General features: G+C 45.3%; 23 protein-coding genes and 1 tRNA gene. 12 read left to right on the top strand and 12 right to left on the bottom strand.

Translation table 11 applies throughout. The annotated features are described in order from the left end of the window. Positions 1–3: 3 nt before the first annotated feature. Together GWR21_RS19535 and paaA are read right to left on the bottom strand one after the other, a co-directional pair. Positions 4–372 (bottom strand): 1,2-phenylacetyl-CoA epoxidase subunit B, encoded by a 369-nt coding sequence (locus GWR21_RS19535; protein WP_162333372.1) that lies wholly within the window; start codon positions 370–372, stop codon positions 4–6. 70 nt (positions 373–442) lie between these two features. Beyond that, positions 443–1,447: a 1,2-phenylacetyl-CoA epoxidase subunit PaaA gene (gene paaA / locus GWR21_RS19530; RefSeq protein ID WP_162333371.1), complete on the bottom strand. Its 1,005-nt coding sequence runs from the start codon at positions 1,445–1,447 to the stop codon at positions 443–445. A gap of 64 nt (positions 1,448–1,511) precedes the next feature. On the opposite strand from paaA, the gene GWR21_RS19525 reads away from it, so the two are divergent. Then, positions 1,512–2,186: a DUF922 domain-containing protein gene (locus GWR21_RS19525; RefSeq protein WP_162333370.1), complete on the top strand. Its 675-nt coding sequence runs from the start codon at positions 1,512–1,514 to the stop codon at positions 2,184–2,186. On the opposite strand, the gene GWR21_RS19520 is transcribed toward GWR21_RS19525, so the two are convergent. The 4 genes from GWR21_RS19520 to GWR21_RS19505 all read right to left on the bottom strand — a co-directional run bounded on the left by GWR21_RS19520 (position 2,126) and on the right by GWR21_RS19505 (position 7,566). Further along, a complete protein-coding gene (locus tag GWR21_RS19520; RefSeq protein WP_162333369.1) occupies positions 2,126–3,031 on the bottom strand; it encodes a M28 family peptidase in 906 nt (301 codons plus the stop codon). The genes GWR21_RS19525 and GWR21_RS19520 overlap by 61 nt on opposite strands. Before the next feature lie 59 nt (positions 3,032–3,090). After that, a complete protein-coding gene (feoB, locus tag GWR21_RS19515) occupies positions 3,091–5,226 on the bottom strand; it encodes a ferrous iron transport protein B (RefSeq protein WP_162333368.1) in 2,136 nt (711 codons plus the stop codon). A 194-nt stretch (positions 5,227–5,420) separates the two neighbouring features. Continuing rightward, complete coding sequence (locus GWR21_RS19510) at positions 5,421–7,196, bottom strand: PspC domain-containing protein (RefSeq protein ID WP_162333367.1); 1,776 nt, start codon at positions 7,194–7,196, stop codon at positions 5,421–5,423. Between the two features lie 40 nt (positions 7,197–7,236). Next, the gene (locus GWR21_RS19505) at positions 7,237–7,566 is read right to left on the bottom strand and encodes a PadR family transcriptional regulator (protein WP_162333366.1); all 330 of its coding nucleotides are present in this window, start codon (positions 7,564–7,566) and stop codon (positions 7,237–7,239) included. 441 nt (positions 7,567–8,007) lie between these two features. Here GWR21_RS19505 and GWR21_RS19500 point away from each other — a divergent pair, with 441 nt between their 5' ends. From GWR21_RS19500 to GWR21_RS19490, 3 genes are all read left to right on the top strand, one after another. Then, complete coding sequence (locus GWR21_RS19500; protein WP_162333365.1) at positions 8,008–8,295, top strand: hypothetical protein; 288 nt, start codon at positions 8,008–8,010, stop codon at positions 8,293–8,295. Between the two features lie 217 nt (positions 8,296–8,512). Continuing rightward, positions 8,513–10,159, top strand: coding sequence for a SulP family inorganic anion transporter (locus GWR21_RS19495; protein ID WP_162333364.1), 1,647 nt, complete (start codon positions 8,513–8,515; stop codon positions 10,157–10,159). Positions 10,160–10,204: 45 nt separating this feature from the next. Next, positions 10,205–10,885, top strand: coding sequence for a carbonic anhydrase family protein (locus tag GWR21_RS19490; RefSeq protein ID WP_162333363.1), 681 nt, complete (start codon positions 10,205–10,207; stop codon positions 10,883–10,885). Positions 10,886–10,996: 111 nt separating this feature from the next. On the opposite strand, the gene GWR21_RS19485 is transcribed toward GWR21_RS19490, so the two are convergent. From GWR21_RS19485 to GWR21_RS19475, 3 genes are all read right to left on the bottom strand, one after another. Beyond that, complete coding sequence (locus tag GWR21_RS19485) at positions 10,997–12,130, bottom strand: methionine aminotransferase (protein WP_238429895.1); 1,134 nt, start codon at positions 12,128–12,130, stop codon at positions 10,997–10,999. Positions 12,131–12,214: 84 nt separating this feature from the next. Continuing rightward, positions 12,215–13,306, bottom strand: coding sequence for a mannose-1-phosphate guanylyltransferase (locus GWR21_RS19480; RefSeq protein ID WP_162333361.1), 1,092 nt, complete (start codon positions 13,304–13,306; stop codon positions 12,215–12,217). A gap of 1 nt (position 13,307) precedes the next feature. Then, entirely contained in the window at positions 13,308–14,282 is a 975-nt protein-coding gene (locus GWR21_RS19475) for a KpsF/GutQ family sugar-phosphate isomerase (RefSeq protein ID WP_162333360.1), read from the bottom strand. Between the two features lie 306 nt (positions 14,283–14,588). On the opposite strand from GWR21_RS19475, the gene recQ reads away from it, so the two are divergent. The 5 genes from recQ (at position 14,589) to GWR21_RS19450 (ending at position 20,162) form a co-directional block, all read left to right on the top strand. Then, the gene (gene recQ, locus GWR21_RS19470; RefSeq protein ID WP_162333359.1) at positions 14,589–16,790 is read left to right on the top strand and encodes a DNA helicase RecQ; all 2,202 of its coding nucleotides are present in this window, start codon (positions 14,589–14,591) and stop codon (positions 16,788–16,790) included. A 20-nt stretch (positions 16,791–16,810) separates the two neighbouring features. After that, complete coding sequence (locus tag GWR21_RS19465; RefSeq protein WP_162333358.1) at positions 16,811–17,581, top strand: DUF3050 domain-containing protein; 771 nt, start codon at positions 16,811–16,813, stop codon at positions 17,579–17,581. A gap of 72 nt (positions 17,582–17,653) precedes the next feature. After that, positions 17,654–17,726 (top strand) — tRNA-Phe (locus GWR21_RS19460). 204 nt (positions 17,727–17,930) lie between these two features. Next, entirely contained in the window at positions 17,931–19,034 is a 1,104-nt protein-coding gene (locus GWR21_RS19455; RefSeq protein WP_162333357.1) for an SPFH domain-containing protein, read from the top strand. Between the two features lie 6 nt (positions 19,035–19,040). Beyond that, on the top strand, positions 19,041–20,162 hold the full coding sequence (locus GWR21_RS19450) for a zinc finger domain-containing protein (RefSeq protein ID WP_162333356.1): 1,122 nt from the start codon (positions 19,041–19,043) through the stop codon (positions 20,160–20,162). An 83-nt stretch (positions 20,163–20,245) separates the two neighbouring features. Here the strand turns inward: GWR21_RS19450 and GWR21_RS19445 are convergent, their stop codons facing one another. From GWR21_RS19445 to rpiA, 3 genes are read right to left on the bottom strand one after another with little or no spacing between them, the layout of a single operon-like run. Next, positions 20,246–21,091, bottom strand: coding sequence for a sulfurtransferase (locus tag GWR21_RS19445; RefSeq protein WP_162333355.1), 846 nt, complete (start codon positions 21,089–21,091; stop codon positions 20,246–20,248). Between the two features lie 43 nt (positions 21,092–21,134). Continuing rightward, entirely contained in the window at positions 21,135–21,698 is a 564-nt protein-coding gene (locus GWR21_RS19440) for a methyltransferase family protein (RefSeq protein ID WP_162333354.1), read from the bottom strand. Between the two features lie 20 nt (positions 21,699–21,718). Beyond that, positions 21,719–22,393, bottom strand: coding sequence for a ribose-5-phosphate isomerase RpiA (gene rpiA, locus GWR21_RS19435; protein ID WP_162333353.1), 675 nt, complete (start codon positions 22,391–22,393; stop codon positions 21,719–21,721). A gap of 79 nt (positions 22,394–22,472) precedes the next feature. On the opposite strand from rpiA, the gene GWR21_RS19430 reads away from it, so the two are divergent. From GWR21_RS19430 to GWR21_RS19420, 3 genes are read left to right on the top strand one after another with little or no spacing between them, the layout of a single operon-like run. Beyond that, positions 22,473–23,762 carry an MFS transporter gene (locus tag GWR21_RS19430; RefSeq protein WP_162333352.1) on the top strand — a complete coding sequence of 430 codons (1,290 nt, stop codon included), beginning with the start codon at positions 22,473–22,475 and terminating at the stop codon, positions 23,760–23,762. A 13-nt stretch (positions 23,763–23,775) separates the two neighbouring features. Continuing rightward, positions 23,776–24,726, top strand: coding sequence for a carotenoid biosynthesis protein (locus GWR21_RS19425; protein WP_162333351.1), 951 nt, complete (start codon positions 23,776–23,778; stop codon positions 24,724–24,726). Positions 24,727–24,778: 52 nt separating this feature from the next. Beyond that, positions 24,779–25,120 carry a hypothetical protein gene (locus GWR21_RS19420; protein ID WP_162333350.1) on the top strand — a complete coding sequence of 114 codons (342 nt, stop codon included), beginning with the start codon at positions 24,779–24,781 and terminating at the stop codon, positions 25,118–25,120. The last annotated feature ends 24 nt before the right edge of the window (positions 25,121–25,144 follow it).

Here is a 25,144-nt window from a genome sequence, read left to right as displayed (position 1 = left end):
GAACTATTTTGACTGTGCTTTAAATTTGTTGATCTTCTCCATGACCTTGAATCCGCTGGCATCCCGGTAGGTTTTATCCGGATTGTTGGCAAACATGTCTTCATCTTCCAGGTCAAATGCGAGAATATCCGCACTACGTACTACCCAGAGATTAACACACTTCTTCCTGCGGCCAAATTGTTCTTTGGCAAAAATCAATGCGAGATTGGCATCAGGCGCATGTACACAACCGACATGTTCATGGTGCGCGCCTCTTTTCTCCTGGTGAAAAACTTCAAATACATTCCAGTTTTCTCCTTCCTCAATGGTGAAGGAGCCGTCACTATTATTTAACCGTAGCCGGTTAACACGTGGATCCAGTGATTCATTCATAATCGTGGTACTTTCTTATATCTCCGGGGAACTATCTATTCTATATACTACCTGACTTATCTATGCTATCTTATGCTACCGGCAATGCCGTACGCGCTCGCTCATCCTCACGCATCAGTGCTTTTCTTATCCAGCGCCCATGCTCTTCAGCCCACTTACGTACATTCAGCCGTTCTTTATTGCAGGGACCATTTCCTTTGATCACTTCAAAAAACAGCTCCCAGTCAGGATCCGAATATTCCCATTTGCCAGTTTCTTTGTCCTTTTTCAATGAAGGGTCCGGCAATGTCAGGCCCAGCTCCCATATTTTAGGCACATAGGCGTCCAGGAACTGATTACGCATATCGTCATTACTAGCCATCTTCACTTTCCATTGCATCAGCTTTTCGCTATGACTGGATACCTTATCCGGTGGACCAAAGAAATGCATGATGGGCTGCCACCATCGGTTAAGTGCATCCTGCAATATTGCTTTTTGTGCCGGGGTGCCTGTTGCCAGTTCAATAAATGCATCATGTCCCTGTTTCAGATGGAAACTCTCTTCATAACAGATCCTTTCCAGTGCCCGGCAGTAAGGGCCGTAAGAACCTTTGGAATTAGCCACCTGGTTTACAATGGCAGCCGCGTCTATTAGGAAGCCTATCACTGTAACGTCTGCCCAGGTTTCGGCCGGATAATTAAATACATTGGAATATTTCGACTTCCCACTTAACAGGTCATTGATCATCGCTTCGCGGGACTTTCCTAATGTTTCTGCGGCATTATACAAAAGCTGTCCATGCCCAATCTCATCCTGCACTTTAGCGATCAGTGCCAGCTTCCGTTTAAATCCGGGTGCCCGGGTGATCCAGGTACCCTCCGGCAAAGCGCCAATCACCTCAGAATGAGCATGCTGTTCTATCAACCGGATCAGCTGCCTGCGATACTCTGCCGGCATCCAGTCGCCGGGCTCAATCTTCTCCCCTCTGGTAATACGCGCCTCAAACGCGGCCAGCTTTACAGGATCGTCAACCAGTTGTTCTTCCTGCTGACGGGACCTGTTAGGATCATCGTAAATATATCCGCCACCGTACATAGTGCGATTGTTTTGGTAGATTGTAAGTTACGAAAAAATGTACCTTTAATCCTGAACGGGTGCTATGTTTTTATTCCTGCATTTCATATGGTCTTCCTTATGCTTTCCTGCGGTCCCTCCGAAAGGACCCAGCCCTGTTACGATCATTAAAATAGTATTCACCCCCGATCGCCGTCCGGAAAATCCTGACTCCGATTCTCTCTTTTATCAGCCTCACCGGAAGCTTAACTGGTCTGACTTCAAAGCTACTCCTCCCCTGCGCGGCCCGAGTGCAGCTGTCTCATACACCAGTTTTGCCTATGAAGGAAGTAGCCTTCTTAAAAAAGATACCCTACAGATCAATCTGACCCTGCAGGTTTTTTTCATTAAAAGTGCTTCCTGGGTCAAATCATTCGCCAGAGATAGCTATTCTCTGGAACACGAACAGATCCATTTCGATATTACCTGGCTTGTCGCCCTGCGCTTCCAGCAGCGCATAAGATCTATGGAACTGACTGCGGATGATTACGACAGTATAATTCAATATCAATACATTGAGTCCTTCCGGGAAATGAATAAATTACAGGAAGCCTATGACCGTGAAACCAATCACGGACAAAGTCCTGATGCACAAAAAAAATGGAAACGTACTGTCGGGGAAGCGCTGGCCGCCCTCACACTGGAAGGGGCGCTTACACGTTACTTTAGTCCTTTGTCGGCTGATTCCAGTACACTCAGTACTTTCAATACTGCCTGGTAGTAAAATGATGGCTGGATATGAGAGAACTCATCTGACAATCTGTGGTAATCCGGATGATCTTCGACGCCGAAATACAGAAAGGGTATCTTCAACTTATAAAATTCGTAATGATCGCTCTGATTCAACCAGTTACCAGCACCTTCTTCCTTTTGGTCATGACCAGATAGTAACGTCACTGGCCCGCCTGTAGCAACCGCTGCTTCGAAATAAGGCTTCAGCTGCGGAAACTGAGCCAATCCGCATACATACAACTCGTGCTGATCATTCCGGCTAATCATGTCCATATTAATATTCAACACGATCTTATCTGCCGATACCGGAGGTTGCTGCACAAAGGCCCTCGCCCCCTGCAATCCTTCCTCTTCTCCATCCAAGGCTGCGAATACGATGGTATGCTGGGGTTGATTCTTCTTATAGTATCCCATTAACGCCAGCAATCCACCCACTCCTGAGGCATTATCATCTGCACCGTTATAGATGCTGTCTTTCCCATCTGTCTGATGTTTTGTACCCAGGTGGTCATAATGTGCTGTCACCACAATAACAGCATCTGACCTCCCTTTTATGTACCCAAACAGATTGGTGCCCATGACCTGGCGGCCCTCATGGCTGAAGTAAAACGGATATTCATATGTATTGTGAAATAGCTGCAGACCATTTTCGCGGAAACGGCGGAGGATATAAAACTGGGCCATACGGCTTCCACGCGTACCCACCATTCTTCCCTCATACTTATCTGAAGAAAGGGTCTCAATATCTTTCACTAATTGTGTGGAGTCCAATGATGACTGTGCGCGGGTGGTTATAGCCACCAGCAGCAGCAAACTGTGGATGAATACTTTCATACCTTGACTGGTTATACTGCAATATAAGCTATTTCACTGCGTAGTACCTGGCAATAGGATTATTTCAGTAATTCAAATGCAATGAACGCCGATATATATGCCAGGACTGTCATATAAGCAAATTGTATGGCGGGAAGCTTCCAGGATTTAGTTTCTCTTTTTACGATTGCAAGGGTGCTCATACATTGCATAGCAAACGCGTAGAACAGCATCAGCGATACCCCGCTTGCCAGTGTATATACCGGACTACCATCCCGCCAGGTTGCATTTCTCATCTTTTCTCTAAGGGTGGCGTCATTATCTTCCGGAGATTCTCCTACGCTGTATAGAGTGGCCATTGTACCTACAAATACCTCACGGGCTGCGAAGGACGTGATCACCGCAATACCGATTTTCCAGTCATATCCCAGCGGACGGATCACCGGCTCAATCGCATGGCCCAATACCCCTGCATAGGAATTAGACAGTTTTTCAGATTGCAGTTCCATATCGAGAGCTTCACTCTGCTCCGGATGAGCAGTTTTCAGCTGTTCATAATGCGCCGTTACTTTCTCCATTCTGTCCTTAGGTCCGAAAGAGGCAAGGAACCACAGAATGATAGAAATGATCATGATCACCTTACCTGCGTCAGTAATAAATATTTTGGCTTTCTGTACCATGGTAGTGCCAACGTTTGCCCAGCGGGGAGCACGATACACTGGCAGTTCCATTATAAAATAGCTTTTCTCTTTTATAGAGATGAATAGTTTCAGCAGTGCAGCGATGAGTAATGCCATCACAAAACCCAAGAGATATAATCCCATCATCACCAATCCCTGAAGATTAAAGAATCCGAATATCAGCTTATTGGGTATCACCAGGGCGATCATTACTGTATAAATAGGTAAGCGTGCAGAACAGCTCATCAGCGGAGTGATGAGGATGGTGATCAGCCGCTCTTTCCTGTTTTCAATATTCCTGGTAGCCATGATCGCGGGTACGGCACAAGCCACACCACTGATCAGTGGCATGACTGATTTACCGTTCAGTCCCACCTGGCGCATCAGTCTGTCTGTGAGGAAACTGATCCTCGCCATATATCCCGTGTCTTCCAGCACAGTGATAAATGCGAACAGGATCATGATCTGTGGAACGAAGACAGCAATTCCCCCAAGACCGGCAATTACCCCATTCACCAGGATGTCCGTCAGCTGATTGGCAGGCAGGATGTTCGTCAGCCATCCACTCAGGGCACCAAAACCAGCCTCTATCCAGTCCATCGGGAAGGATGCCAGCCAGAAGATGCTCTGGAACATGACAAACATGATACTTAGCAGGATCACGTAGCCCCAGAAGCGATGTAATAATATATTATCGAGTTTTTCGGTTTGCAGCTGTTTCTGTAAAGGGTCGGCTTCTACCACGGTATTCTTCATGATATGCTTAATCCTGCCATAGCGCTGCATGATCTCTTCAGCCTGTACCTTGGTCTTGTTGAACTGGTTCGCCTGTAATAGATTCGTGATCGCCAGTTTTTGTCCTCCGTTCAGGAAAGGGAGTTCACCATGATTAACTGCCACGTGCAAGGCGGCATAATCACTTTTCACCTGTACATATTGCCTGATATCGCGGACCACTTCAGGAGCCAGGGCCGCACTATCTATGAAGTCTCTTGGTGCAACAGACTGTTTTTCTTTCGCCACCAGGTCGATCATTTTTTTCAGTTCAGATACCCCTTTATTCTTACGGGGGTTGATCGTTACAATGGGCACTCCCAACTCTCTTTCGAGACCGGCTTCATCTATCTCCACCCCTTTTTTACGGGCAATATCCATCATGGTCAGGCCAATGATGACCGGAATTTTCAGGTCCATGATCTGAGAACAGAAGAGCAGGTTGCGTTTGAGGTTGGAGGCGTCAGCAATGATGAGGACCATATCAGGTTGTTCATCGCCGGAAGGATTTACCAGGACATCATAAGTGACAAATTCGTCCGCACTTTTGGGATAGAGACTATAAGTACCGGGCAGATCGATAATATTGGCTTGCAAGGTAGGAGAAATGGAGGCTGCACCTGTTTTCTTATCGACAGTGACCCCAGGAAAGTTGCTCACTTTCTGGTTCAGACCTGTCAACGCATTAAAGAGCGAACTTTTTCCACTATTCGGATTACCTACCAACGCAATATTGATCGTAGCTTTTTTTGTTGCCTGCATTCCTTAGCCTTATCCTGATGAACGGTTTAAAAACGCAAAATTAAGGTTTAAAACGCGAGGGCAGGAATCGGATCGGGAAAAAAAGGGGCTATTAGGGGTTTAATAAAAAAACCACGGTAAATACCGTGGTTAATGTTTCTTTAACTATTGAACTTATTGTGATGACAAAGTTTAATCTCAACTACACCATCCCATCACTTAACGAGTTTATATAAACTGTAGGAGATTGAGCTCAGTGCATCCAGGGCAGCTTCGCTGTTACGGGTAGCCGGTGTGCTTCCGGAACCGCTGTCTTCTACTGGTGTTTTACTTTCCTGTTTTGTTCCCTTGTAACGGTAGTTCCGCTCCAGGGAATCTTTATTGTTTTCCGATTTCTCTTCATATGGAAGGGACTTGCTGCTGTCCTGTACATCCTCAGAGGAACCATCTTCATTCATTTTGATCTCTATTTCTCCTCTGTTACGATGCCGGTTCCAGTGGCCCCAATCATCACCATCAAATTCCCATCCGTTAGAATATTCGATGTTTCGGTCCATCATTACCTTCTTATTAGCGGGTACTCTTACGATCACAACGACATGCTGACCTCTGAATTTGGAGTCGGCGGGGATGGAGACGCCCGAAGGGATGTAGAGTGTTCCGCCGTCCTGCACAAGCTTATATTCGATTTGTCCGGCCAGGGCTCTTGCCTGAGCCACTCTTCTTCCGTAGGCATACCGCTCTACCACTACTTCGAAGCTGTCTGAACTACTTTTTTCTACCTTGACCTTTGAGGTGTTGATAATCACTGTGTCTTCAGCAGCCCTGATGGCAAGCCCGAAAAAGTCGATATCATCAATACCTGCATAATCTTCCGCCTGTTTAATGACTAAGGTTCCGGCAGATGGTTGCACGAGCGCAAATTTTTCTTTTACAACCGTACCTGCCGTGAAGTCTTTCCCTATGGACGCAAAAAGTGAGATAGCGCAGATCAGACCTGCAAACCAGAGCAGACTCAGGGAATATCCTACATAACGGTTCGCTTCCTTGATACCGGTAGCCTTACGTACAAAAAAGATGATCAGTGCTACGATAGGAATACCTATCAGTAGAAGAATAGTTCCCCACAGCATCAGATTCTGCCATGCACCTGCGAGCAACAGGTTCTTGAGAGGGAAAAGGGCCGCAGAAGATGCGGTGACAAAGATTCCCAAAGCTATCAGCAACAGGAATATCACAACCGCAAGAAAATAGAAGATCCCTTTGGTGAGCAACAAGAGCACTTTCCCCAATGCTTCGAAAATATTGCGAAACGCTCTCTCTAAATCGCTACCAACTTGCCTTCCGCGGCCCTGCGAAAAATTTTTGATATCATTACCCAGGTTCTTAAACTGGCCTTTGGCAGCATTGATCTCGTCCTGTACAGCAGCACGGATATTATTTATATCGACCTTCTCTCCTCTCATCTGCAGCTTTTCAGCAGAAGTATTCGCCTCAGGCGTTGCTACCCAGAGGATGAAGTATGCGAGGATACCGGTACCGAACCCACCAATAGCGAGTAAGGCGAATATGATACGGAAGACGATCGGGTCTACGTTCAGGTAAGCACCCAGACCGCCGCATACACCACCGAGCACTTTACTGTCCGGATCGCGGAACAATCTTTTACGCGGGCGGATAGTATCGTATGCAGCATCGTTGGCAGACTGCTTTTGTTTACCACCTTCTTCAGCCTCATCAAACTGCTCAGGGGTGCCCATAGACGCTTTTACTGCCAGCACATCCTCATCTGTTATACAATGTGTTGTCTTTAATTTATCAAGGAAAATCTCGGCAATGCGGCTTTCAATATCACTCACAATCTCATCCCCACCCTCTTCGCGGGAAAAATACCGCGCTAAGCTTTCCAGGTACTGCCGCAAGACTTCGTAGGCACTATCTTCGATAGCGATCAGGCGGCCGGCCAGGTTTATGTTAATGATCTTTTTCATTTCGATGCTCTATTTTAGGTTTTGGTTATCGGATGGCGTCTTAGTTAATACTTGTGAGCTGATGTACTGCATTGGCCAGCTCATTCCAGGTGGCTTCCAGTTCCTTATAAAAGAGTTCTCCTTTATCAGTCATGGAAAAATATTTTCTTGGGGGGCCTGAGTTGCTTTCAACCCATCTGTAAGTAAGCAGTTCTGCGTTTTTAAGTCGGGTAAGTAGTGGGTACAGGGTGCCCTCCAGGATGTCCAGCTTTGCCTCTTTCATTTTTTCAATAATGTCTGAAGGATAAGCTTCTCCTTGCTTGATGATAGAAAGAATGCAAAATTCAAGCACCCCCTTTCTCATCTGTGACTGTGTGTTATCTATATTCATGGCAAGTGAGCTTTATGAATAAAATGATACTTAAACATTTCTAATGGTGGTTTTGATAATTACGATGTAAAGATAGGGGTTTTATACTACTATGCAATACACAATACCATGGAAAACAAAATAACTTGCTTTGAACATTACCGTTATTAGCCATTATACATTCACAACCAAACACTTATAAAAATCTCTGGCGTCAAAAAATATTTTTCTGTTTGTGATGAATGGTTTGAGAAAGGGGATGAAATACATCTAAAGAGGTCAGTTATGATACTGTTTGTTCGTCGCTTGTTCGTCGCTAGTTCGTCGCTAATAGCTCCATTGTTAGTTCGGCGGGCATAAGGGTTTATCTCGAAAACCACCCATAAAGAAATGGGATTTAACATTTTTTTATAGTGTATATTTACAAAGTAAGGTTGTCACTAACCTATTTTTGTATCAGCGATGAAACGTATTATAGGCATATTCCTCCTGGCACTCATGTGCACGCAGCTCCTCCCGATAAAGGAGGTGGGGAAGATACTGTTCAATAATCAGATCGTTGAAGAACATCCCGTGGAAGACGGCTGCCACTTTGATGTTAAGTTCAGTAAGGAACTGAAATTCCTGAGTCACACCTCTATTATCCAGTTTGAGCCTTCATTACTGGTAAAGAGCCTTCATTACAATTTCTTTGCAGAAATCGCGCAGGGTCCTGTCCGCGAAATACACTGTCCACCACCTAATTGCTAATCCAGTCACACTTATTATCTCAGTATGCCAACTATGTCATTAAGGGCATTGCTGGCTTTATACTGACCGATATTTCCTCCATTTTAAGCGCATTCACGCTGCGCAACACTTACTGTATCCATTAATTATTCATTTTAACCGGAATAGCTATGCCAGTTAGAAAAGGCATCTCTGTCTCCCGTTATTACGTTTTCGCGTCTCAAAAATCCTTTTGACTATGAGCAGGCAATCTATATTCTCCAACGTGAAAGGGGACCTCTCTGCGGGCCTTGTTGTATTTCTGATCGCGGTTCCGCTGTGCCTGGGTATAGCCCTCGCATCCGGCGCACCGTTATTTGCCGGAATGATCGCCGGTATTGTAGGAGGTCTTGTAGTGGGTTCCCTCAGCGGCTCCCAGCTAAGTGTAAGTGGTCCGGCCGCAGGCCTTACCGCTGTTGTACTTACTGCTATTACTAAATTTGGTGTGTTCGAAGTTTTTCTGCTGGCTGTCGTGGTTGGTGGAGTAATACAACTGGGACTGGGTCTTTTAAAGGCCGGTATCATTGCTAACTACTTCCCTTCCAACGTCATTAAAGGAATGCTTACTGCCATCGGTATTATCATTATACTGAAACAGTTACCGCATGCTTTTGGTTACGATGCAGACGCTGAAGGAGACTTCGCTTTCATACAGGTAGATGGAAATAATAGCTTCTCCGCTTTATTGTCCACCCTGAATCACATCCACCTGGGCGCAACACTGATCACCGCTGTATCAATAGTGATCATTCTTTACTGGGGAAAGATCCCGAAACTGAATGTTATCCCGGCGCCCTTGGTTGCCGTACTTACAGGTGTCGGACTCAATGCCCTTTTCATTGCCACCGGCAGTGTACTGGCAGTGGCTCCTAGCCACCTGGTAAGTTTGCCAGTAGCCCAGGACTTCAGTTCTTTTATCGGACAGTTCACACTTCCGGACTTCAGTGCTATCACTAATAAGGAGGTATGGGTAGTGGGCGCAACTATTGCCATAGTAGCGTCAATAGAAACCCTGCTGAACCTGGAGGCGACCGACAAGCTGGACCCAATGAAACGCAATTCTCCTCCCAACCGTGAATTGCAGGCTCAGGGTATTGGTAACATTATCAGTGGACTACTGGGCGGCTTGCCGGTAACATCTGTAATTGTGCGTTCTTCCGCGAATATCAATTCCGGCGCACGCACCAAATTGTCTACGATCGCACATGGTACACTCCTGCTGGTATGTACTGCCATGATCCCCACCCTGCTGAACAAAATACCGCTCGCTACCCTGGCAGCCGTATTATTAGTAACAGGCTACAAACTGTGTAAGATTTCTATATTCAAGGAAATGTTTAAAAATGGCAAGTACCAGTGGATCCCGTTCCTGGTGACAGTAGTCGCCATCGTCTTCACTGATCTGCTGATCGGTATTTCTCTCGGTATGGCAGTGAGCGTAATCGCCATCCTACGCGGTAACATCCGCAGTTCTTATTTTTTCCGCAAAGAAAAATATAAGGCAGGCGATAGCATCATACTGGAACTGGCACAGGAAGTTTCTTTCCTGAATAAGGCGAGTATCCTGCTGACACTTGACCATATGCCAGAAAATTCTACGGTAGTTATTGACGGTAGTAAAACCACATACATAGATTTTGACGTATTAGAAACTATACGTGAATTCAAAGAAGTGAAAGCTGCTCAGAAAAACATCACAGTCATTATAAGTGGTTTTAAAGAGCAGTATAAACTGCCTAACACTGAGAATATTTCCCCCGAACATCAGGAGAAAATAGCCAGTGGTCACGTTCATACCATAACAGGTAATCATGAACAATTATTAAAAGAGCTCCAGCTGAACTAATACAGCCGCTCAGTGTATTAACTTTAAACTGAAAAACTACAAAAAATGAAGACATTAAATAAAGCATCTCAGGCAACTATTACTCCTGCTCAGGCTTATGAATTATTGAAAAACGGTAACGAACGTTTTGTAGACAACCTCCGGTTGCACCGCAATCTGTTGGAACAGGTAAATGATACCCGTGATGGTCAGTGGCCGATGGCAGCCATTGTTAGCTGTATGGACTCCCGTACTTCTGCTGAGCTGATCTTCGATCAGGGTCTGGGTGATATTTTTAGTATCCGTCTGGCGGGTGCTGTTATCTCTGATAATGTACTGGGCAGCCTGGAATATGCTTGTAAAGTAGCCGGTTCAAAATTCATCGTTGTGCTGGGTCACACGAAATGTGGCGCTATCAAGGGTGCCTGCGACATGGTACAGATGGGTAATCTGACCGGTCTGTTAAATAAGATCACTCCTGCTGTTTTTGCAGAAAAAACAGTTAAAGAAAACAGAACTTCTTCCAATCCTGCATTTGTTGATGCAGTGACTCACTTACATACAGAGCGTTCTGTTCAGGCAATCCTGGAACAGAGCCATATTCTCCGTGAAATGGTCATGAATGGTGAGATTGGTATTATCGGTGCCATGTATGATGTGGAAACAGGTGTTGTGACATTTGAGGAAAATACCCTCTATATCGGCAGCGAGAAGTTCCAAGCAACGCCGGAAGCTGTATTAGCATAAGGTGTTTCAACTCTTGACAAGCCATGCTTGTAGTCATATACAAAGGAATAGCCGCTCTTCTTCAGGAGCGGCTTCTTTGTCTTTATACCAGGTCAGTTGATGGAAATAGTTTTATATTTTTCTAAGTCTTTCGGCAGCCAGCTCCAGGGTCTCGTTCTTCTTTGCAAAACAGAACCTCACCACATGATCGTCCTTCCCGTTTTCATAAAACGCGGACACGGGAATACTGGCCACGCCGAACTCTTTGGTAATTCGCGTAGTAAATTCCTTATCTCCTTCGTCTGAAATACGGTCATAACGCATCAGCTGAAAATAACTCCCTTTTGATGGCAGCGGTGTAAACCGGGAATCCTTCATCAGTTCGAGGAAGTAATCCCTCTTCTCCTGGTAGAAGGCAGGGAGAGAGAGATAATGCTCTGGCGTCTGCAAGTAACGGGACAACCCGAACTGCATCGGCGTATTTACGGAGAAGCAAAGGTACTGATGCACTTTACGGTATTCGGTCATCAGGTGCGCGGGCGCCACGCAATATCCCATTTTCCAGCCCGTATTGTGAAACACTTTTCCAAAGGAAAATGTCACAAAGCTGTTTTTAAATAACTCCGGATATTTCAATATACTGAGATGCTGAGCCCCGTCAAATACCAGGTGCTCGTATACTTCGTCAGACAATACCAGTAGATTATATTCTTTTACAATCTTTTGCAGCTCCTCCAGGTCAGCAGCAGACAGCATACTCGCTGTCGGATTATGAGGCGTATTGATCATGATCATCTTTGTACGTGGCGTGATCTTACTACGCACCAGTGACCAGTCAATTGTATAATCAGGATAAGATAACGAGATCAATACAGGTACTCCACCGTTTACAAGTACATTGGGAATGTAACTGTCATAGGCCGGTTCAAATATAATGACTTCATCACCGGGACCGATGCAGGTAGCGATAGCTGTAAAGATGGCGTATGTACCGCCTGGTGTAATGGTGATTTCTGTATCAGGATGAACCTGTTGTCCATAAAGACTATAGATCTTTCCCGCAATCACTTCCCTCAACGGCATGATACCAGGCATGGGAGCGTATTGATTATAGCCTTCTTCCATGGCCTCGCTGACCATACGTTTGAGTTGTTCATCGCAATCAAAGTCCGGAAATCCCTGGGAAAGGTTAATGGCTTTATGCTGAGCCGCGAGCGCGGACATTACCGAGAAAATAGTGGTGCCTACATTAGGTAGTTTCGACATAAAATACAAATGATCAATTACGAATAGATGTCTGAAATTAAAACATGTAATCCGTAATTGATCATCTGATCAATGCATTTATTCCTAGAGATATTTCTCTCCTTTATTTCTTTTTACTTCAGCTACGTAGTCCTTGATCTGTTGTTCATTTTCTTTCTTACAGATGAGCAACACATCAGCTGTATCTACAACGATAAACTCACTTAGTCCCTGTACCACCACCAACTTTTCCTGTGGAGCTTTGATCATGCAGTTTTTAGCGTCTACCAGCATAACGTTCTTCCCCTGAATAGCGTTACCGGATTCATCACGGTCCAGATTCTCATAGGCGGAAGCCCAGGTACCCAGATCGCTCCAACCAAAGTTGGACGGGATCACATATACATTATCTGCCTTCTCCATGATGGCATAATCAATGGAAATGTTGGTGCACTGCGGATAGATATTTTCCAATGCCTTCTTTTCTTCGGGTGTATTCAACAGATCCTGGCTCTGTAGGAATAGCTCATCAATCTCCGGCAGGTATTTATTAAAAGCCGCTAGGATTGTTTTTACATTCCAGACGAAGATGCCGGCATTCCAGAGAAAATCTCCACTTTGCAGAAATGTTTTGGCCAGTTCGAGGTTTGGCTTTTCTGTAAAGGTTTTTACAGGATATACATTATCTGAGACCTGTTGGGTTTCAAACTGTATATAACCATAACCAGTATCAGGACGGGTAGGTTTGATACCTAATGTCACGAGCGCGCTGTGTTTCTGAACGAACATCAATGCATTCAGACAGGTGCTTGCGAAAGCGATGGCGTCCATGATCAGATGATCGGCAGGTGCACAGATAATACTTGCCTTCGGATCCTGCTTATGGATCTTATGAGAAATGTAAGCAACGCACGGAGCAGTATTCTTACGGGACGGCTCGCTGACAACATTATCAACAGGCAGTTGCGGTAGCTGTTCCTTTACTTTCGTTACATAATGATGGTGTGTTACAACAAAAATGTTTTCCTGTGGAATAAACTGGGCGAACCTTTCGAAAGTCCATTGCAGTAACGTTTTTCCTGTATTTAGGATATCCAGGAATTGTTTGGGGTGATCAGTCCGGCTATAGGGCCAGAATCGGCTACCTATTCCCCCGGCCATAATGGCCACGTAAAAATGCCTGTTCACAGCTGTCATCTTATATAATTCCTTCCCTGATTAAGTCATGTAAATGAATGATGCCAATATATCGTTTGTCTTTCAAAACCAGCAGTTGTGTAATATCATGTTGCCTCATCATTTCCAAAGCATTAATAGCCAGTTCGTCTTCCTGAATTGTCTTTGGATGTCTGGACATGATATTTTCAGCGGTAACATGATCTCCTGGAATGCCTTTTTCAAGCATCCGGCGGAGGTCTCCATCAGTAATGATACCAGCCAGATCTCCGTCGGCTTCCAGTACAGCGGTAACGCCCAGCATACCGGAGGATATCATAACAATTACCTCTTTTAAAGAACTATCTCTGCTTACTTTTGGCGCCTGATGTAAACGGCTCAGGTCACCAACCTTGAGATACAGCTTTTTACCAAGTGTACCCCCGGGATGGAATTTTGCAAAATCACCAGCAGTAAAACCATGCCATTCTATCAAACATACCGCTAAGGCGTCGCCCATTGCCAATTGGGCAGTTGTGCTGGTGGTAGGTGCCAGATTGTTAGGACAAGCTTCCTGTTCAACAGTCGTATTTAGTATCAGATCAGCTTCTCTTGCCAGGAAGGAATCGATATTTCCCACCATGGCAATCAGTTTGTTACCAAAATTTCGGACCAGCGGTACCAGTACTTTTATTTCAGGAGAATTACCGCTCTTAGAGATACATAATATAATATCATCCTGTTGAATCATCCCCAGATCACCGTGGATAGCATCAGCAGCATGCATAAAAATAGCGGGAGTACCCGTGGAATTAAGCGTGGCAACTATTTTCTGAGCAATAATGGCGCTTTTACCGATACCAGACACTACCAGGCGTCCGGTACAATGAGCGATCAATTCTACTGCCTGCTCAAAATCACCATTGATGTATTGCTTCAGGTCTGATACAGCAGTCGACTCGAGGGAGAGCGTCCGTTTTGCCACTTCAGCAATATTAATAACCGTTCTATTTTTCATGGGCAGCCACAAAGTTAACTAGGTTTCAGCAGATTAAGTCCATGATATCTGCTTATTTTATCATAAGGAATCGCTTTGGGTGGTAACAGGGAACGAAAGCCTGCTATTGACCAACCCCTTCATACGGGCCCTGCCGGAAAGGCAGTCTGAACGGGAGATTCTGATGAGCCGTAACTTCCTATAACACATAAATTAATTGCCGGTCAGCGCATTTTTAATTAACTTCGTGTCCCCTAAAAAACACATAAACAATATCCATAATTTGTTACTTTCTTTAGAGTTTATTTGTTTTAAATTTTGAATGCAATGGCTGTTGTAAAGGTAAGTTTGATAGATGCATTACGGGAACACTTTGGGTTTGATTCCTTTAAAGGGAACCAGGAAATCATCATCAAGAGCATTCTTGCCGGTAAAGATACTTTTGTAATAATGCCAACCGGCGGCGGTAAATCTTTATGTTATCAATTACCGGCTCTCATGAGTCCGGGTTGCGCGCTAATCGTTTCTCCACTCATTGCCTTGATGAAAAACCAGGTGGATCTGGTACGTTCATACAGCAGTAAGGATAATGTGGCGCACTTCCTCAATTCTACCCTGTCTAAAGCACAGATAAAAAAAGTAAGAACTGACCTGCTGTCTGGCAAGACGAAGATGCTGTATGTAGCTCCGGAAACGCTGACAAAACAGGAAAATCTTGACTTCTTCCGTGAACTGGAGATCTCATTTATTGCCGTAGACGAGGCACACTGTATTTCAGAATGGGGACATGATTTCCGTCCGGAGTACCGTCGTCTGAAGGAAATGATAGACCAGATCAGTGAGAACCTTCCAATCATTGCGCTGACAGCGACTGCAACGCCGAAAGTACAGAGCGATATTCTGAAGAATCTGAGCCTGCGTGATCCGCAGGTGTATCTGTCTTCGTTTAACAGACCGAACCTCTATTATGAGATCCGTCCGAAGCGTAAGAAAGACCAGACTATCCGCGAGATCGTGAAGTTCATCCACCAGCACAAGGGTAAAAGCGGTATTATATATACACTTAATCGTAAAACCACGGAAGAACTGGCAGATATGCTGGTGGCCAATAATATCAAGGCGGTTGCATACCACGCCGGACTTGATGCGGGTACCCGTGCACAACGCCAGGATATGTTCCTCCATGAAGATGTGGACGTAATTGTGGCTACGATCGCGTTTGGTATGGGTATCGATAAACCGGATGTCCGATTTGTGATACACTATAATATTCCAAAGAGCCTGGAGAATTATTACCAGGAAACAGGACGTGCCGGTCGTGATGGACTGGAAGGTATCTGCGTATGCTTCTATTCCTACAAGGATGTACAGAAACTGGAGCACCTGATGCGGGATAAACCGTTGAGTGAGAGAGAAATGGGGGCTCAGCTGATCAATGAGACGGTTGCTTACGCTGAAAGCTCTGCCTGCCGGAGGAAAGTGATCCTTCACTATTTCGGAGAGAAATATGAAGAGTCGCAGTGTGATAACGCATGTGACAACTGCCGGAATCCAAAAGAAAAGATCGAAGTTAAAAACCGCGTAGTGATCGTACTGGATGCTATCCGTGCACTGGAAGAGCGCTTTGGTACTGAATACGTTGTTAATATCATTACCGGAAAGACAAATCCTCAGATCACTACCTACCAGCATAATCAACTGGAAGTATTTGGTATGGGTAAAGAATTTGACGCTCACTTCTGGAATTCTCTTATCCGCCAGATGATGCTGGAAGATCTGATCGAGAAAGATATTGAAGAATACGGCCTGCTGAAGATTACAGAAAAAGGTCAGCAGTTCCTGAAAGAACCGTACTCTATCATGGTATCACTCAATCATCAGTTCGAGGAAGACGGTGGAGAAGATGAAGAAGTCGGCGCCGAAGCACAAGCAGCAGCGGACACCGTGTTGTTTGAGATGCTGAAAGAGCTTCGTAAGAAGGTAGCGAAAGAAAAGAACCTCCCTCCTTTCGTGATCTTCCTGGAGACTTCTCTTGAAGACATGGCAACACAATACCCTACTACCATCCAGGAACTGGAAAAGATCCAGGGTGTCAGCAAAGGGAAAGCAATCCGCTACGGAAAACAATTCGTAGATGTGATATCTAAATATGTGGAAGAGAATGACATCGTGAAACCTGACGATTTCGTCATGAAGAGCGTTGTGAATAAGAGTGGACTCAAAGTATTCATCATCCAGAACATCGATAAAAAGATGCCGCTGGAAACGATCGCCCGAAATAAGGAACTCACCATCCCTCAGTTGCTTGATGAAATGGAAACCATTGTTGCCAGTGGTACTAAACTGAATCTTGACTACTGTCTGGACGAGGAACTGGACGATTATGCCCAGGATGAGATCATGGAGTATTTCAAGGGCTGTGAAACTTCCAGCCTGGCACTCGCAAGAGAAGAACTGATTGAAAACGACTACACCATCGAACAGCTGAAATTAATGCGTATCAAGTTCCTGGTGGTTTACGGTAACTAAAGGACAATATTTAACACGTAATGACTGGCATACCACACATTAAGGCCACAATTGCTCCGGTAAGGGAGACTATTATACAACATTCTCTATATCGAGAAATGCAGCGCATGGAAGACATCCGCTCTTTCATGCAATACCACGTATTTGCGGTATGGGATTTTATGTCACTCCTGAAATCCCTGCAAAGACATCTTACCTGCACCGATATTCCATGGGTACCAAAGGGCAGCGCAGCGACCCGTTACCTGATCAATGAGATTGTAACGGGCGAGGAAAGTGATGTTGACCCTAATGGTAAACGCGTGAGCCATTTTGAGCTGTATCTCGAAGCGATGGAACAAGTTGGTGCAGACACCTCTGGTATTAAAGAATGCCTGCAGCAACTGGAAAGAGGAAAATCACTTACCGCTGTTATTAATGGACTACCACCAGCGGTACGTTCCTTTGTAAAATATACGTTCGATCTGATCGCACATGAACCTGTGCATGTACAGGCAGCCGTCTTCACTTTCGGAAGGGAAGACCTGATCCCAGATATGTTCCTGGCATTAGTGAACGACCTGGATAAACAATTCCCGGGGCAAATCAGTCTGTTCAAATATTATCTCGAAAGACATATTGAGGTAGATGGAGATCATCATAGTCACCTCGGTATGGAAATGGTACAGGAGCTTTGCGGTAAGGATCCGGAGAAATGGGAGCAGGCGGCACAAGCATCCAGAACAGCGCTGGAACAACGAAACGCTCTCTGGAACGGTATCTTGGAAGAAATTAAAACTTTTGTTGAATAAAATTTGGAAGTTAGTTTTTAATTTGCTTATCTTTGCAATCCCTTCACGAGAGAAGGACAACAAAAAAGAGTTGGTGCGGTAGCTCAGTCGGTAGAGCAAAGGACTGAAAATCCTTGTGTCGGCGGTTCGATCCCGCCTCACACCACGAAGAAAAAGGAACAACGTATATGTTGTTCCTTTTTTGTTTTAGGCTATTATAGCCTTCTTACACTATCTTATTTTCAGGTTAAAGAATTACGCTTGTCAATAACACCAACCACTGAACCCCTGATCTCCTATCTTTTTTGATCGCACATATACAATATATTACACCTTTATTCTATTTTCATACTACCGTAAACCGTCTTATATGGGACTATTTGACAAACTCCGCAACGAATTTATCGACATCATTGACTGGGTCGATACCTCCAATGAAATCATTGTATGGAAATTCCCCCGTTACCAGAATGAGATCAAGATGAATGCAAAGCTGACTGTTCGTGAATCACAGTTGGTCGTATTTATGAATGAAGGTGTTATCGCTGACATTTTCAAACCCGGCATGTACACGCTGAATACGCAGAACATGCCTATCCTGACTACGTTGAAAGGCTGGATCTATGGATTCAACAGCCCTTTCAAAGCTGACGTATTCTTCGTAAGCACTCGTCAGTTCATTAACCAGAAATGGGGTACCCGCAATCCGGTAATGTTACGTGATGCAGAATTTGGTCCGGTACGTCTGCGTGCCTTTGGTAGCTTCGCATTCCGTGTACAGGATGCTGGATTATTCATAAAAGAGATCGCTGCAACCAATCCTGAGTTTACTGTAGAATCAGTAAATGAGCAACTGCGTAATCTTGCTATCACCCGTGGTATGGATGCCATTGCACAGGCAAGGATCCCGGTGCTGGACCTGGCAGCCAACTACGATGAAGTGTCTGCACTCATCACAACCAAGATACAGCCAGAATTTAATGCCATGGGCCTGGAACTGACAAAGTTCCTGATCGAAAATATCTCTCTGCCACCTGAAGTAGAAGCTGCGATGGACAAACGTACCAGCATGGGTATCGTAGGTAACCTGGGCGCGTATGCACAATTCCAGGCGGCTAATGCAATGGAGCAGGCGGCACAGAACCCTAACGGTGGCCTTGCAGGCGCTGGTATGGGTGCTGGTCTGGGCATGGCTATGGGAAGCCAGATGGGCAATATTTTTCAGCCGAATAGTGTACAAAATAACGAAGCGCCACCGCCATTACCGGCTGCTGTGCAGTATTATGCCGCTATTAATGGACAACAGGCAGGCCCATATACCATGGACCAGCTGACACAACTGGTAGCTGCTGGTACGATCAATCAGCAGAGCCATATGTGGAAAAAAGGAATGGCTAACTGGGCGGCTGCTAATACACTGCCTGACCTGGCCGGTCTGTTTAACAATACACCACCACCCTTACCTATTCCGTAATCGTTCATGGATCCTCTTTCCCAGGCGGAGCAATCCGCCTCTCTGAATGCATCGTTACAATGCTGCAGCTGTGGCGCTACCCTCCATTATGCACCGGGTACCCATCAGCTAAAATGTAATTATTGCGGCGCTACCAATGACATTGAACGGGAGTATCATGGTCCCATTGTTTCAGTGGATTATAACAGCTTTATCAGTAAAACTAACCGTGATGTGCAAATTGTGGCGAAGGTTGTCTCCTGTAAAAACTGCGGCGCCTCTACTACCCTGCCACCGGAAGTCAATTCCGATAACTGTACCTTCTGTGCAAGTCCGCTGGTGATCAGCGATGCCCAGGACCGACACATCGTTGAACCACATTACCTCCTTCCTTTTGCTATCACAAAGCAACAGGCGGCAGGCAACTTCCGCACCTGGATGGATAAACTATGGTTTGCACCATCTGACCTTGCACAATTAGTTGCTGGTCATGCAGACCTGCTGAAAGGCCTTTATCTGCCTCACTGGAGCTATGATGCGGATACTACGACCGACTACGATGGTAGCCGTGGCGATTATTATTATGAAACAGAATATTATACTGAAACCGTTAACGGCGAGCGGGTACAGCGTTCCAGACAGGTACGCCATACCAGGTGGCATCATGTGAGCGGTACTGTCTATAATTCTTTCCATGATATTCTTATTACAGCCAGCACCTCATTGCCGCCAAAAGTATCACGAAGACTGGAACCATGGCATATGCAGGCCCTGGAACATTATAATGAACGCTATGTCAGTGGCTTCCGCTCCGAGCTTTATCAGATACCGCCTGAAGACGGACTGGAACAGGCGAAGGTGATCATGCGGCCCAGCATTGAAAATACAATCCGTCGCGATATCGGAGGTGATGAACAACGAATAGGTGATTATCATTGTACCTATTATAATCTGGGTTTGAAATACCTGTTGCTACCGGTATGGATCAGCGCCTACCGTTACAATGGCAAGATCTATCACTTTACGATCAATGCCTCTACAGGAGAAGTTGTTGGTGAAAGACCGTACAGCGGTACCAAGATTACGCTGCTTGTAATGGCAATCCTTCTTGTGATCATACTTATTGTCTACTTCTGTAGTCAACAGTAGTTATACAAAAAAGGGCGTCAACAGCAATTAACTGTCGACGCCCTTTTTTTATTTCTATGCTGCTATGCGGAGATCTTTTTTTATCAGACATTCACTGCTACCGGCCTTGCATCATCAGTGATCCATTCACTCCATGAACCGGCATATAACTTCGGCATCGGATATCCGGCATAGTTTGCCAGCAATACATTAAATGCAGCTGTCACCCCTGACCCACAATAAAAAATCACCTCGTCCTTTGCAAAATCAGCAGCAAAATAGCCTCTTACCACGTCCTGTCCTGCAACGACTCCTTCCGGAGTAATATTGGCATTAAAAGGCCTTGAAATAGCTTCAGGAATATGTCCTGCTACCGGGTCTATTGTTTCATTCTGCCCGGCATACCGGTCGGCTGTTCTGGAATCGATCACACAACTTCCATTCACCTCTATAGCTTTCAATACAGCAGCAGCATCTGCCAGGAGGTAATCATCATAATGTGCGGTAAATGCCGCGGCAACTGGTGTTACCGTTCCACTCTCCAGCGGAAATCCTTTTTCTGCCCATACTTTTTTCCCCCCGTCCAATACTGCCACCTGCTCATGACCAGCCCATTTCAGGAGCCACCATAATCTGGCAGCAGCCATGAATCCGGCACCAGCATCATAAGCGATCACCTGCGTTGTCGGTGTGATACCCCAGGAAGCAATACGGGCTTCCAGTTCTTTCTTTCCCGGCAACGGATGACGACCTGTTTTACCTGGTGTGATCGGTCCGGAAAGATCTTTATCAAGGTCAGCATACAATGCGCCGGGTATATGTGCTTTTTCGTACTCTTGCCTACCCCACTCTTTATCATTCAATGCAAAACTGCAATCAATGAAAAGTACACCAGGCGTATTGATAAGCGCCTGTGCTTCTGCCGTTTTTACAAAGTTTGTGTAGCTCATATTGTGTCCTTTAAGAAATGATACATGTGCTGTTTAACAGGTATCAGTAAACGAATGGTATTAATCTCCAGGTTTTCTTCTTATAGTCAAGGTATTCCTGACCGAAGTTAGACAACAATAACTCTTCTTCTATATTCATCCTGTATATAAATGCGATCAGCACCGGAACGAAACTCATGACCAGACCTACCCAGTTGTTCAGCACGAAACCATTACCCAGAAAAGAGATCAGCGATCCCAGGTAAGAGGGATGCCGCATATACCTGTACATCCCCCTGCTTACGATCCTGTGGTCCTGCCTGATGGCTACATCAACCGTAAAATACCTGCCCAGTGTATAGATAGCCGTAAACCGGTACAACATCCCGGCTATGATCATTCCAAGGCCTGCCAGCATCACAGTTGGAGATGTACTAACCGGAAAAGACGTATACAGTGACAGTATGTGTGCCAATGGCAATGCGATCATGATAGTGATCCATATCGTCCGCAGCGAACGCTGGTCTGCCTGTGTCTTATCTGTCCCGGACGACCTGAAAAGTCTGTTCAGCAATACTTCTGATAACACCCAGCTGATGACAACAAACCAATGGAAAAAATGATACATAGGATGAATAGAATTAGCCGTTAAATAGTCTTCACTTCGCCATTTTCATACGCTATGATGACGGTAGGTTTCAGATTAATGAACAGTCCAGTCTCCACAACACCAGTCATCGCCTTCAGATGATGGTGCAACTGTTCAGGATTTTCAATGGCACCAAACTTACAGTCCAGAATATAATTCCCGTTATCGGTGATATAAGGTTGATCTTCTCTGGTCCTGAGTGTAGGTGATCCCTGTAAAGCCTGGATAGATTTGAATACCAGCTCCCAGCCAAACGGGATGATCTCTACTGGGAGGGGGAACTTACCCAATGTTTTAACATACTTACGCTCATCCGCCACGATCACCTTTCTTCTGCTGGCATGAGCAACGATTTTTTCACGTAGTAAAGCACCACCTCCACCTTTGATGATCTGTAGATCTTCGCTGACTTCGTCAGCACCGTCAATATCTATATCCAGTTGCTGAATTTCGCTGAAAGAAGTGATTGGAATACCCAACGCTTTGGCCTGCTGCTCGGAAGCGACAGACGTCGCCACGGCACGGATATTCAGTCCTTCCTTTACCATCTGTCCTATCTTTTCTATTGCCCAGTAAGCAGTAGACCCTGTTCCCAATCCCACTAACATGCCGGGCTGTACCAACGCTGCAGCCTTCTCTCCGGCCGCTTTCTTTGCTTTTGTGATCGTGTCCATGATTATCCTGTTAATTGTTAAGCAATATAAGACTATTGGCCCGATTGTATTATTTTTGAAGACCACGCTCCTGTTAATAATGAATACAAATCAAAAAAGCGACACCGCATACCGTATCAAAGCTATTTTCACTGGTTCCATTGGTAATCTCGTTGAATGGTATGACTGGTATGCCTATGCCGCCTTCGCCCTTTATTTCGCCCCTGTGTTCTTTCCGAAAGGCAATCCCACAGCTCAGTTACTGGACACTGCTGCTATCTTCGCTGTTGGCTTCCTCATGCGTCCGATCGGAGGCTGGTTATTCGGCAGTATTGCCGATAAAAACGGCAGGAAGGTATCCATGACACTTTCTGTATTGCTGATGTCTTTCGGTAGTCTGATGATTGCTGTGGCACCCACCTACGCTACGGCGGGTATCCTTTCTCCTATTATTCTTCTGCTGGCAAGGCTCATCCAGGGACTAAGCGTTGGCGGAGAATATGGTACCTCTGCGACTTACCTGAGTGAAATATCCACACGTGATAAAAGAGGTTTCTACTCCAGCTTTCAGTACGTCACCCTGATTGGTGGTCAGCTAACTGCTCTCGGCATACAACTGTTGCTGCAAAAGGTATTCCTGACAGCGGAACAACTGCACGAGTGGGGATGGCGCATCCCTTTCGCCATCGGCTCTGCATTATCCCTTTTTGCCCTGGTGATCAGGCAACATATGCAGGAGACTTTTACCCCTGAAAAAGAAAACAAAAAACGGGGTTCCGTTCTGATCCTGTTACAGGAACACCCCAGGGCCGTCATGACAGTTGTCGGACTGACCATGGGAGGTACACTTGCCTTTTATACTTACACAACCTATATGCAGAAGTTCCTGGTCAATACAGTCCATCTTACCAAAGAAAGATCTACTATGCTGACGTTCCTGCTGATGCTGGTATATGCCTGTCTGCAACCGCTCTTTGGTATGCTGAGTGACAGGATCGGCCGTAAACCTTTACTACTTGGCTTCGGAATATTAGGCACCTTATTAACCGTTCCTATCCTTACCGCTATCAGTCACGCCTCTTCGGAATGGGCGGCCTTCTTTCTTATCTTTTGTGCACTGATCATTGTGACTGGTTATACCTCCATTAACGCAGTGGTAAAAGCTGAGATGTTTCCGGCAGAGATACGCGCGCTCGGGGTTGGCCTACCTTATGCATTGACGGTAGCCCTATTTGGTGGCACAGCTGAATATATTGCGCTGTATTTCAAGAATATCGGTCACGAGTCGATGTATTACTGGTACGTTACTGGTTGTATCTTTATTTCACTGATCGTTTATGCTGTAGTAAGAGATACGAAACACACTTCTTTCATGGATAAAGAACAATAACAAAACTGTTGTTATGCTTCCCTACGCGAATATGCCTTATGATGTTCCTCCTGCTATCTGCTATCCCCTGTCGGAAAGCTGTATGCTGCTGTTGTTCATACTGACCTTGCTGCATGCATGGAAAAGAGGACCCGGGCACGTCGCCTATATGCTGGGAGGATTTGGGTTCGGATTATTGTTGGAATATGTCAACGTGGTTTCCAATGCCGGTTACAAATACGGGCAATTCTGGCTAATGCTGGGACATGCACCGGATAATATCCCTGTATGTATCGGTATGGGATGGGGAATTATTATCTATACTTCCAGACTCATCTCCGACAGCCGGGGACTTCCCCTGATCGCAGCAGCCGCTTTTGATGCATTACTCGCACTCAGTATTGATGCAAGTATGGACGTCGTTGCTTATCGCTTACACATGTGGCACTGGAGCTGGGACAATCGACCCGAATTCCCTTCTCCTCTTACCGCACAATGGTTTGGTGTACCCTACGGGAATTTCTTCGGATGGCTGTGTGTTGTGTTCTTCTACTCTACCTTTGCCCGTACGCTGGAAAAGATTCAATTCAGTAAAAAGATCGTTATCCGTTGCTGGCAGGTTATCATACCACTATTATCCATACTGATCTCGCAGGTTGCACTGTGGATCACCTTGTTTCCCATGGCTACCTGGCTAAATGAAAGATTTGGTATCAGAAGTCGTGAGAAACTGGTCTTTTTACTCATATTATTACCCGTACTTACCATCTGGGGGTTCAGAAAGAAAAAACAGACGACAACGCCAGCACTGCCTGTCATTGCATGGTTAGTTCCTGTATGGTTTCATCTTTACTTTTTCACCTGGTTGTTTATTGGTGGGTTTGCCACCGAAAATAGCTGGATGACGTTTTTCTGTGTATTAAATCTATTCATGGCAATGGTGATTCACTGGTGGATACATATCAGGAAACCAATAGGATCGTAATACTTAAATCCCGAACTTAGCAATCGGGTCAATATTTAAAATTGAAGAAACAATGCAACAGGAAAGTAAGAGTCAGAAAATCAGTAAAACGGCAGCCAAAACGGCTATAAGAATATTTATCATCGTGCTTTTCATGGGTATATTGCCGCTCGTGGCAGGTAACGATGAGGGATGGAATGAGCGTATTGCCAATGCACATTTGATCATTACGAATAAGTGGACGCTGGTGTTTCCTGCTATCCTCCTGATCGGTTTCCTCTGGCTGGCAATCCTCTGTAAGAAGAATAAATATCAGCAGGTAGATGTAAACTGGCTGCTCGTATTAAATGCAGTGATTCTGATCACATATCTTGTGATGTTATACTCCAGGATATACAAGGTATTACTGGCGTAACATTGTTTGTAAATACAATACTTT

The sequence above is a fragment of the Chitinophaga agri genome, from assembly GCF_010093065.1.
Classification (GTDB): domain Bacteria; phylum Bacteroidota; class Bacteroidia; order Chitinophagales; family Chitinophagaceae; genus Chitinophaga; species Chitinophaga agri.
The sequence above is the reverse complement of the archived record's forward strand: the minus strand, read 5'-3'. Positions and strand labels throughout refer to the sequence as shown.